Origin of the sequence: Coleofasciculus sp. (assembly GCF_046539235.1) — a bacterium.
Classification (GTDB): Bacteria; Cyanobacteriota; Cyanobacteriia; order Cyanobacteriales; family Coleofasciculaceae; genus Coleofasciculus.
Genome location: NZ_JBKHHI010000205.1, coordinates 1 through 11,464, shown reverse-complemented (window position 1 = coordinate 11,464; position 11,464 = coordinate 1). Strand labels below are relative to the sequence as shown.

The 11,464-nt window shown below is 45.5% G+C and carries 6 protein-coding genes; 3 read left to right on the top strand and 3 right to left on the bottom strand.

The genetic code is table 11. From position 1 onward, the window contains the following. The first annotated feature begins 251 nt into the window (after positions 1–251). The 3 genes from ACLFWI_RS17800 to ACLFWI_RS17790 all read left to right on the top strand — a co-directional run bounded on the left by ACLFWI_RS17800 (position 252) and on the right by ACLFWI_RS17790 (position 2,537). Positions 252–1,010: a nucleotidyltransferase domain-containing protein gene (locus ACLFWI_RS17800; protein ID WP_446414028.1), complete on the top strand. Its 759-nt coding sequence runs from the start codon at positions 252–254 to the stop codon at positions 1,008–1,010. 207 nt (positions 1,011–1,217) lie between these two features. Next, positions 1,218–1,964: a phosphatase PAP2 family protein gene (locus ACLFWI_RS17795; RefSeq protein ID WP_446414027.1), complete on the top strand. Its 747-nt coding sequence runs from the start codon at positions 1,218–1,220 to the stop codon at positions 1,962–1,964. 123 nt (positions 1,965–2,087) lie between these two features. Then, positions 2,088–2,537, top strand: a complete 450-nt coding sequence (locus ACLFWI_RS17790; RefSeq protein ID WP_446414026.1) for an AAA family ATPase — start codon at positions 2,088–2,090, stop codon at positions 2,535–2,537. Between the two features lie 9 nt (positions 2,538–2,546). Here ACLFWI_RS17790 and ACLFWI_RS17785 read toward each other — a convergent pair whose 3' ends face one another. The 3 genes from ACLFWI_RS17785 to ACLFWI_RS17775 are packed head-to-tail and all read right to left on the bottom strand — an operon-like array spanning position 2,547 to position 11,356. Beyond that, entirely contained in the window at positions 2,547–8,273 is a 5,727-nt protein-coding gene (locus tag ACLFWI_RS17785; protein ID WP_446414025.1) for a DEAD/DEAH box helicase, read from the bottom strand. Positions 8,274–8,313: 40 nt separating this feature from the next. Further along, positions 8,314–9,315: a hypothetical protein gene (locus ACLFWI_RS17780; RefSeq protein ID WP_446414024.1), complete on the bottom strand. Its 1,002-nt coding sequence runs from the start codon at positions 9,313–9,315 to the stop codon at positions 8,314–8,316. Beyond that, positions 9,308–11,356: a hypothetical protein gene (locus ACLFWI_RS17775; protein ID WP_446414023.1), complete on the bottom strand. Its 2,049-nt coding sequence runs from the start codon at positions 11,354–11,356 to the stop codon at positions 9,308–9,310. The genes ACLFWI_RS17780 and ACLFWI_RS17775 overlap by 8 nt, the downstream gene beginning before the upstream one ends. Between the last annotated feature and the right edge of the window lie 108 nt (positions 11,357–11,464).

Here is an 11,464-nt window from a genome sequence, read left to right as displayed (position 1 = left end):
TCAGCAACCCTATAAGCAAAAGAGTTTTTTAGTGGATTCAGTGTCAGTACATTAAGATTAGGCAGAATAACTAAAACTCATCCGAGTTCCCTCCCCTTGGCAAGGGGAGGGTTAGGGAGGGGTCAAATCAATGTATTGCATAATTTTGAGCTTAAGTTGACACATAAGAAGGCTTTGCGCCCCGACAAAGGTTTCCAATTAATCCGATTTAACCCAATCGGTAGGGATATTTTTCAAAAATCAGGCAAATCATGATTAAAAAACAAAATCACTTACTTCCTGCTATTGGCAAACAGCCGTATCCGCTATTATTTGTCACCATTAGTGGATCACATTTGTATGGGTTCCCCTCACCAGATTCTGATTACGATTTGCGCGGGAGTCACATTTTACCAATACAGGAAGTAGTCGGACTGGAAACAGGAAGTGAGACGATTGAAGCATCGAAAATTAGAGACGGATTGGAACTGGATATAGTCACTCATGATATCAAAAAGTTCTTTTCTCTCCTGTTAAAAAAGAATGGATATGTCTTAGAGCAATTGTACTCTCCTCTCATTGTTCATACAACGCCAGAACATCAAGAATTAAAAGCGATCGCGCCAGGATGCATCACCCGCCACCACAGCCATCACTACTTAGGTTTTGCCCGAACTCAGTGGCGACTGTTTGGCAAAGAATGTCCGCGTCGCATTAAGCCCTTGCTTTATGTCTATCGCGTTTTACTCACTGGTATTCATTTAATGAAAACCGGTGAAGTGGAAGCAAATTTGCTCAAGTTGAATCAAGAATTTAGGTTATCGTATATTTCAGATTTAATTGCCTATAAATTAGCCAGTGCGGAAAAATCTCCCATAGAAGAAGGAGATTTAGCATTTTATCGGGGAGAATACGAACGGCTGTATGAGGAATTAGAACAAGCCAGTCAGTCGAGTGAGCTCCCCGCCGCACCATCAGCAAAAGAGGCGTTGAATGACATGCTAATTCGGTTACGCTTAAATTCTCTTTGACATCCACTAATACCACTGGGGTTGATAGATGATGTCTTGGGAAAGGGCAGGTTTTGTTGAGTAGTTATCGGTGATATCCTAATTAAATGGCTAAACCTGCCCCTACAATATTACTTATTTTATGAAAAGCAGGTTTGATTGAGCAGTTATTGGTGATATTCTAATTGAATGGTTAATAGAACTTCTTGACAAGATAGGAAATAAACGGTGTTCAAGGAAAAATTAAATCAACTTATTGCATCTATTATTCAGATTTGGCGATCGCAAACCAACAAACCTCTGTTATGGAAGCTTTCTATTCTCCCCATTTCAGGAATAATCCTGACAATTGTGGGGCTTTGGGTGTTTCTAGAAATTGCCGACGAGGTATTAGAAAAACAAACTCAGGTAATTGACAAAACACTCATGTTGCTGGTCAAACAACTCCATTCACCGCTGTTAGATTGGGTGATGCGGGGGGCTTCGCTGCTCGGCGGAAGCGTGGTTGTTGTTTTGATTTGTCTAATTTTAGGGACAATATTTTGGGTGCGACAACAGCGCGTTTATTTTACCGCGTTAGCGATTACAGCTATTGGTGGAACCGGATTAAACCTGTTAATTAAGCAGTTATTTGACCGTCAACGTCCCCAACTCTGGCAACTGACTACGGGTGAACCTAATACCTCCAGTTTTCCCAGTGGTCATGCTATGTTATCAGTAGTTATCTATGGTTTTATTGGCTATTTGCTAGCCCATCACTTTCGCCGTTGGCGGTGGTGGATTGTCAGCCTAATTATTGGCTTAACTATCCTAATTGGGTTCAGTCGGCTGTATCTTGGTGTTCATTGGTTCACGGATATTGTAGCTGGGCAAGCGGCGGGATTAACCTGGTTGATGGCTTGTTTGTTAAACCTTGAGATTTACCGACGCTATCACCAACACCGCAATAAGTCGTCGCAGTCACTCCCATCCTAATGTCAGGGTAATGGCACAGTCCAGATAGCACTGTTATAAGTAGGTGGACATAATAATAGACCGTAGGGTGGGCATTGCCCACCAGCCTTAATTTAGTATGAGCAGCAATAAAGTCAAACCACTATGGAAGCGGTTATCTTAATAGGAATCCAGGCGTCAGGGAAATCATCATTTTGCCGCGAACGCTTTTATAATACTCATATCCGGATTAACCTGGATATGCTCAAAACTAGGCATCGGGAAAAGATTCTGGTTCAAGCCTGTCTTGATGCTCAACAGCGGTTTGTTGTGGATAATACGAATCCGACTCCGGCAGATAGGGCGCGTTATATCCTACCCGCGAAGGACAAGGGATTTCGGGTGGTGGGGTATTATTTTCAATCGGTTCTAGAGGATTGTAAGCGACGGAATGCTCAACGCCAAGGGAAACAAGTGATTCCTGTACCGGGGATTTTAGCAACGCACAAAAAGCTGGTTTTACCGAGTTGCGATGAAGGCTTTGATGCGCTTTTTTCTGTGAAACTGGGGACAAATTATTCGTTTATCGTCAAAGAGTGGAGCCATGAAAGTTGAGGAAATGGTTTATGTTTGTCGAGCCAGTGATTCTTGATAACACCAGCTTGGACGTCGTCGGAGATTAAAGGTATCGAGGTATCGAACTGCGGTATCTGTCTGTTCGGCTGCAATAACGTCAGCCAATAAACCGCTAGGATTTTCCAGGTTCCACAAAGGATGCACGATAATCACCCGTTTAGAACCTATCTCGAAACCGGATAGAGAACCGAATTCGCGTGGATGACAACTACTGAATGATGTACAAAAAGTATCACGCAATTGAGTTGCTGTCTGTAACCAGCCTTCTAAGTCGGGGTTGGAAAAATTTCCATCCAAGCCACACTGAAAGGTATCACTTACAAGCACCCTGAGAAGGGAAAGCCCCAATCGCCAATCCAGCAAACCGTGATAGTTCATATTGCGGTACTGGCGCAAGCAGTCATAACAGGAAGAATCGCAATCGTGGCGATGCTGCGGTGAAATCAGGGAACTAGCAAAAGTATTAGAGTGAGGGTCAGCATTGACAATCCCGATGAGGATTTCTTGCCAGTGGTTAGCAAGCCAGTAGGTGAAGCCTGAACCATTGGGGAGGCGATCGCTTATTACAATTTCTCCTACCTTCTCGCCAGTTTCCTCCAGTTCAACCTGCCGCAAACCACTGACATCGAGTTCTTCTGGATCGATATCTAACTCCTCCCCCGTCACAGCACGGACGATGAAAGCCGCAGAATAGAAGGCGGCTTTAACGGCAGAACCTTCAGCGAGAGGGTCAAGGCATAACCCAGATGGTACAGTGGCAGGTTTGATTCGTAATACGCCGGTTGTTTTCGGTGCAGCGATCGCGATTGCCTCCTGTTCTCCCTGTGCTTGAAATTGCACTCCTCGTTCGCCGCCTTGCTGGAATCGCTCGTCAATCCACTGATTGGGTAACTCCAATCGATTCCGTAATAGGGAAGCCGTTCCTGTTGCTCCTCGAAACAGATGACCTCGATTGTCATTAACGCGGAAGACACGCCCTGACTCGGCAAAGGCAGTCTTTGTATTCGTGTTTGGTATTAGGACAAAATCTTGAGGCTGTGACTCTGCCACACTGCCAGCACCAGCGACAATTAACTCATCTTCATCTCTGGCATCAGAGCCGCCACCTAAGCTAGTACGGAAAGCTAATGGCACAGCCCATTGAAAAATCCGGAATCCTTCTTCTTCAGTTGCCTCACAGTTTGGGCAAATTGTATCCTCAAACTGATTATTAGAGGTTTGCGTGTACTGGCAACGAGTACATCTCATCATCCATTGACGTTGAGAAAGCGGTTCATTATCGGCGGGTACTAAATTGTTTTCCCAAAGTAACGGCGCGGTAAAACCGATAGAGGTATAAATTTGTTTGTCTTTAGTTTTCTGGGAACCTGGTGCAAATTCCGTGATTGCCAAGTCCAAATCTCGGTCAATTGTATAGATCTGCTGGCGGCGGTTATTCACACCATGGTAAAGATTGCGAACTCTTGAAGGCATCCCATACATGGGCAAAACACCACCCTCAGCAAGGCGTTCCGCTAACCCCTTACCTGCCAATTCACGGTTATTGGCGCAATTCTCAATCTGTTGACATAACTCTTGACGCGCAAAATCTGTCAATTCCTCTGGGTTTATACCTTCAACACCCACAAGCAAAGCATTCACTACTTGGATTACTTCCGGCGAATTTTCTAGCCAATTGCGAACCATCTCGCGACGCTGATCATTAATCAGCCAGCCATCCGTTGTGCCGAATTCCCCATGACTGTCTGGTGGTGTTGGACTTTCCCACCACTGGACACCCGCATTTAGGAACGCCCGTCGCAAGCATTCCTTAGCTAGCAGACGCCGCGCAATCTCATCCTGAGACATGGACAGAAAAGGTACTGGGGGTGGGTCGCCCGTGATTCGTTCAGGATATTGGTAATAAAATTCATCGTGCGAACGACCTCGGCAAAGGGTAAGGACTATGGCGAAAGCCTGACCCCGGCGACCAGCACGACCTGCCCGTTGTTGGTAGTTAAAACGCATCGGCGGCATATTAGCCAGGACGACAGCCATCAAGCTACCGATGTCAATTCCCACTTCCATGGTGGTGGTAACACTTAAGATATCGATAGTGTCTACTTGACGAATCAACTGTCGTTCTTGGTCGCCAATATTGACAACAATATTACGGAAATGTCGCTGCCTTTCTGCCTGATCATCGGTTTGTCCAGTCAGTTCCTCACAATGGAGTCGCAAAGGTTGACGCTGATTGACTGCTTCTGTGGCGTAATAATTGTACTCATGCAAATCCGCACAGGTTTGGTTAGGATCAGTGGGCAATTGAGTAAGACAATGAGTACAGATACCGCCTGCACGGTGTAGATGAGGTCGTCCACAGGATTCGCATTGCCATACTGGGTCATCTTGAACGGCAAATCGCACCCATAAATGCCGAGGATTAAGGATTAAGTGCTGGTGTTGACCTTCTGTGCAAATAGCTGACCACAGTGCCCGACGTAATTCCTGTACTGAAATCCCATTTTGTGTCGCACATTCATTGACGTAATTACGCAATCTAGCGCGTGCATTATCCCAGTTGAGCCATTCGTCTATCCGATACGGCGAATCTACTTGTTGGTAACGATACAAGTCACCCATGACTCGCAAGCATCCATCGCAGATGCTCTCGAATAGCTCAGATGCAATACCGCATTGAGCAGCAAGATGATCTATTGTTCCTGACGGCAAATTTAGGCGAACGTAGCCTAAACCCGAGGATTCAATCCCAAAGTATAAGCGACTGAAAAGGGGGGTACAGACCTCAGATTGTACTTTGGGACGAAGTCTGTTTTCTCGCCTTTCCTGTGCGCCAGGAGAAAGATCAGAGCGCCATTCTGGAGCTTCAGAGTCGAAGTCAAACAACTCTGTCCAATGATGCCAATTGCCATCATAATTATACTCCTGATAAAGGATATCATTACCGGCAGGATTGACACCCAAAGCTGCCAATCTTTGGATTAGCAAACCTGGAGCTTGATTTTCTCCTTCAAACAGCGACCGGATAGGCACTGTGCGCGTGTTACCTCTTTGCTGAATCTCGTTAAGTTTGGTTTGCGCTTCGTCCTGCTGTACTTGGAGTGCTTGCAAGGCTACAGGCGGTAGTCCGGCTGGCAGAGACATACTAGCCAATTCGATTTGCTGCTGTAACTCAGTAACAGCATTAGGGTTATGATGAGCAAACTGGATCGATTCAGGATGAGTAGGTTGATGGTACTGTTGTAAGTCTTCTAGCAGGCGTAGTTCACCTATAGCTAATTGTCCAAGTTCATCAAATATTGCTTCACGAACTAGGTCATCGTAGTGCGATCGCTCAATGCCATTAGATATAGAAGCTGCATCTTCACGACTATCAGAAAATACCACCAGTTTGCGGGACTCTTCCGTGTCAGGTAGCTGATAAAACAGTTCTTTAGAAAGTAGTTGGCTAACCTTAGAAAAGCCAGTGCGAAATCCTCGAATAGGAGATTTCCGACGTACTCGCCTGCTGTAATTGACAGCGCAGCAGGGGCAAATTGAGGGTAATGCTCCCATAAATTCCTGTATTTCTGGTGGTGTTTGGCGTAAGTGAAAGACATAACCTCTCACCCACTGTTGAGCAGGTGTAGCCGAATCTGGCTCTCCCAAAATAACCCGACCACTGAGGGTGTCTAGCGATGCTCTGTCCCACCAGGCTTTCTGTGTGCTGCCACCTTGTCTTGATGGGTGATTCCAGTGGTTTGGGACATCTTCGTTACGTTCTCTTGAAGGCCAAAATACGGCAAATTCAGAATACGTTCTGCGCTCCAGAAATCGAGCCGCTTGGCGGTCAGGGATACCTTCAATATCCGGCTCTGTAGGCAGAAGCTCCCAACCCTCATTGTCTTGTAGTGTAAGGCGATTGCCACCAAAAAAGACTGTGCCGCATTGTTCGCAATAGAGAAGCTCTAAAACTCGGTACTGCTGCCAAAGTATCGGTGGATTTGTCACAAATAGCCGACCTACAGGTCGATTTTCACGGCTTTCATCACCATGACAATCGTAATTCGGTTTAGTACAAGCCCAAAGTCCCTCAATATTCCTGAAAAACCAGTGCAGCCTGAAGGAGGGTAGGGACATCTTACCTGCGTATAAACCACGAGCCATGAGTAAACCCCTTGCTGCCGATCGCAGAGTGTCAGCACCTAACTGCTCACCGAAGATACCTTGGGCAAACTGAGCCAGAGAGACAGCGCGGGTTTGACCTGAATCATCAGTGCAGGCGTTGAGCATTCTGACACCGATGGCGGCACTTTCCGATTCCAGAATCTCCTGGCAGACTTGATATTGTGCCGATTCAGCTAATGTATCTGCATTGTCGGCATCTGGAGAATTCGCCAAAGTGATAAATGGTTCGCTGGGAAGGAACGCTTGATCTTCAATGGCTGGAATTGGCTCAAGATTGCCAGGAATAATCTGTTCGGGATACCATTGTGTACCAAAAAATTGCTCGAGGAAGTCCTGGCTTTGTGGATCGTTTGGCTCAAGAGAGGCGCTAGAGGCAAGAATCCTGAGCTTGGGATGACCCGGATGCAGTCCCAACCGTTGAAGCAATAATCTCAGGAGATATGCTACTTCTGTGCCAGCAGTTCCCCGGTAAAGGTGCAGTTCATCTACAATCAAGTGAAAAACACTGCCATCCTTCTGTAACCATTCCCTGGTTCTGTCGAAAATATTCCTATCGACATCTCGCATCAGCATAATGCTGAGCATACAGTAGTTGGTGATTAAAATGTCTGGTGGAGCATCTTGCATATCCCAGCGACAGCGCATTTCTGCCCCATCCAATCGAGGGAAAAAGAACCTCACCTCATCATCCCCAATTTCATGGGCGTGGTTAGCCGCAGCATTGGCTGATAGCTCCATCTGCCGCATTGCTTCGACCAGTGCTTCTATCTTTTTCGTGTTGGGGTTGTTACTATGTTTGATTTCATGTCCTGGTACGGGTGTAACGCCGTTGTATCTGCCAAAGTAAATCCGATTGCCATTCCTATGATTTTGAAACCATTGTCGAGCCTCTTCTGAATCGAGGGCGTGGCGGAGTCGGGTTAGCTGGTCTTCGACTAGGGCATTCATGGGGTATAAAATTAACGCTCGAACCGCAGCGTCCCGGTTTTCATGACTCCTTTGAGGTATACGGTAAGAACGCTGCATTCGGCGTCTTCTGTTTACCCTGGGATTGCATTGATTTTGCCAATCCTCGTTTTCCCACCAGTCATTCAGGTGAGGTGGCTCTGAGTTAGGGGCTTCCCAGTTCCTTGACTCCTGAGTAAGGTAGGCAAACAGGGGTAATAGGAAGGACTCGGTTTTACCCGAACCTGTACCAGCTGTTACCACCGCATTTTGACCCTGTAATGCCCTGCGGAGCATTTCTAATTGGTGGCGATATAGTTGGTAGTCCCCAACCAAACCACAGGAAGCTAGTTGTTTGAAGTCTTCAAGAGCCGTTGTATCTAATCCAGGAACATCCTCAATTCCTAACTGGTGGATCGTCTTGCCAGATCGCTGGTATTGGGGGAGGGGTTCAATCCAGGGGTCTTGGTAAAATATACCCGGTTGGTCTAGACGCCTTACCCGTTCCTGTTCGATTTCAGGGAACTTGGTGCCAAAGGCTGTCTTGATGTATAGCAGGAAGTTGTGACGGATGTTGTCGAAAGCACCAACCGGGTCGTGCATGATTTCTTGTTTGATGAATATATCGCTGTCTAGTTTTGTTTTAACCTTTTATATCCAGAGATTGCAAGCAGAGAGTCTGACCTAATTTAGCCGCAGTCATTTCTGCTATTTGTGGTGGTATGGCTGAAAATAAGTTAAAACTCCGTATTTCTGAGCTATGCGGCAGTTGATCTACAAATATTGCGACATAGCCTGAGCATAGGGTTAAAACTCTCTCTAAAAGTCGTGGCAACTTTGCACCGGCTGGTACTGCCATAATCAATTGATGCGGGTCATAGACTAGGACATTTATGCTGAGTGAAGAAAGCACAGCATAGCGCCCCCAATCCAGGTCAACTGGCGTACAGCTTTCCTCTTGCCAAAGATAATAAATCGACGTATTGCGTGATGGATGACTATATCGGCTCAGACGGATATGACTATCTGTGGCTTGATGCTGGCGAAACTGGCAAAAATTGGGATTAAAGGTTTGACGGTTCCAGGTTAATTCTGGGGTAGTAGACCAGTGGAGAGTATTTTTGTAATCTGCCAAAGAAGCAGCAAAATGAAGAAGCGACCAAGCTGAGGGCGTCTCCAGGAAAGCAATCCCAACAGACTCAGCGATCGCTTCGAGTTCTGCTACATCCCCGACTTGAACAGCCACTCGCACTGGCATCAGTACTAATTCACCAGGCTGTTGTGTAATCTCAAGCTTGACATGAGAACTAATAGACTGACAAGCCTTTGATAAGTGTTCGATTGACTGAGGCGATCGCACTCCGGCTAAAATGGCTTGGGGTAGACCCGCACAGGGCAATCGTACCAATACAGGAGGAGCCACATATACTCTACTGCCATTTTCCCTGAAATCAAAATTACAGTGACCCAATGAATCAAGGGCGCGAACTGCTATAAATCTCTTGTCCTTAATCCGGTCTATATCTACACTCAAAGCAGCCGCTTGAAGCTGGTAAAGATAATCAAATGTCTCTTTAAAAGATACCCAAGACATTTCCTTTTTAGCTGAGATAACGTAAAGTAACTGATCACTCTCATTAGACACGCCTTGCCTCCTCTTGAAATTTTTTCCATAAGGCGAGTATGCGGCTATCTTCCAAAGGGGGTAAAATTCGCTTGCGGCAATGCCACAAAATTTCTTTCCATTGCTGAAGTTTTCTCCGATCTTTATAGGGCGATTTCAAAGGGGCTGATTCTGCTAAGCTGGTGCCGCAAAATTTTGCCTGATCAAAAAGAGTTCCTTTGACGATAGCCCAAATCGGTGACCAATGACTAGGTATTGGTTCTTCGGGCCACCTAATCACTTGACCGGGTGAGTTTCCTAAAAATAAAATATGCTGTTTTTCTTTAATTGGTAGAAGGGTGTTGAAGTTAAACGCAGGTGGATTGACACCACTTACCAATGCCCCAGCAACGCCTAGTGGATTATTGTGATTACTTTCTTGATTTAGGCTATGCCCAAATTGGTCGAACTGTTGCCTGGGAGTTTTGTATGACCAGATGAAATCTTCTATGAAGACGAGAGAAATACGCTTGATCACCTCCTCCTCTTTACGGGCTTCAATCACCAGTTTTTTCCCCGATGGTACATCTTTAGGTAGTTCATAAACTTGCGTAGAATTAATACCATCCAAAGGGAAATTATTACAATATAATTTTACCGATTCATTACCACCATTTATAACTAACTTCGGCGGCGCAAATTTAAAGAATCGATTACTTTGATCAATACGTATTCCCCCCTGGCAATATAGTTGTACATTGGTTGACCATGCTAAGATAGGAAAGTACCGTTTGACTAGCTCATCGCTCAAAGCAACATCAACTTTAAAAAAATGCCATCCTTGAGGCAAACCTTCTGTAATCAATAACTTTTTAAATCCTTTGCAGCTAGATTCTCCCCATGTTTTTATCAAAGGACAACAAGATTGATGTGCCGCTAAATAAAAGGGAGAACCTTGAGGAAGTTGCCCAACTTCTACAAGTCCTCTCAATCCTTGAGAGTCTCCTTTTATGAATAATCGGATGGGGGAAGCCGGCAACTTAAAACACCACCTTTGGTCAGAATCTTGCATCCGCAAACCCTGACACCAATCAAACTGAGAGGCGTTAATATGTCTCCCCTCTGACTCTAATATGATTGGCGAAGACCAACCCATACCGTATTCATAACAGGAGAAAACATCAGAATGGCTATCACAGGATAGAAACAGGTGATCTTCGGGAAATTCTTGTTTAGTTGTGCAACGCAGGGTAAAGGTTACACGTTCAGCAATTTGATCAAGTTTGCAGCACAATCTTAAAATGCCGTGAACCTGCTTTCCCTTCTCAGCGGAAAGTTCAGCCATTCCATCCCAATTACGCAATTCATCAACAATCCTTTCGAGTAATGCTTGTCGTAACTCATTACTATCGTTGGTTTCTTCTAATAAGCGCAACGTTCGGTTTCGCAGATGTTTGCGTCCGGGTTTTGCCAGCAATAATGCGATCACTTGGTCGGAGGGAAGGAAAGTCGGATCTAAGTCAGACTCAGCAAAAATAACAGGTAGTGCTTTAAGTTCTTCCTCTGTCAGCAGAGTTTGTGCGATCGGCAAACCAACGTGATTTCTCTTACCAGCGATATTGACATTGAAGATACCCCATTCAGCATCCTTGTCTTCAGACCACTTCTCCAAGTCATCCCAGAGTACCCGCATTTGGTCAAAGCCAGGATATTTTCCACAGAGAGGTTCTTCACCGAGTAATTCTCGCAAGCGGGGATAGTAGGCATTAGCCGAAAAATCACCTTCCATACCCGCAGCCAAGACAAATAGCGCTAAGTAGCCGATATACAAGGGATAATCTCGACGTCCGCATCGATATTGCCAGTGTTCCATGGTTTCCCTGGCTTTCTGACAAATGCCTCGACCTGGCACACCAACTAGACCTGTTTTGACTGCCTTAATGAAATCTTGAAGATCAGCACCGCTGGCTTGACCAAGCTCTACTATTAGATCCTCAGTAACATACAGATGTACTGGACAACCAGCCATTTCAGGCTTAAAGAAATAAGATGCGATTTTATTGTTCCAGGTCTGGTAATTCACTTGTATATTTCATTTTGAACACAGGGGATTCAAGCTTTGGCTTCCAATCTATCCTGATTCACGACCCGATTTAACTTGCCACTGTGATATCCTTCTAAATCTAGGGTG

What these genes read in the sequence shown, in the direction of transcription:
- ACLFWI_RS17785 (WP_446414025.1), bottom strand. Translation starts at nt 8,273, where the DNA reads ATGCACGACCCGGTTGGTGCTTTCGACAACATCCGTCACAACTTCCTG.
- ACLFWI_RS17790 (WP_446414026.1), top strand. Translation starts at nt 2,088, where the DNA reads ATGGAAGCGGTTATCTTAATAGGAATCCAGGCGTCAGGGAAATCATCA.
- ACLFWI_RS17800 (WP_446414028.1), top strand. Translation starts at nt 252, where the DNA reads ATGATTAAAAAACAAAATCACTTACTTCCTGCTATTGGCAAACAGCCG.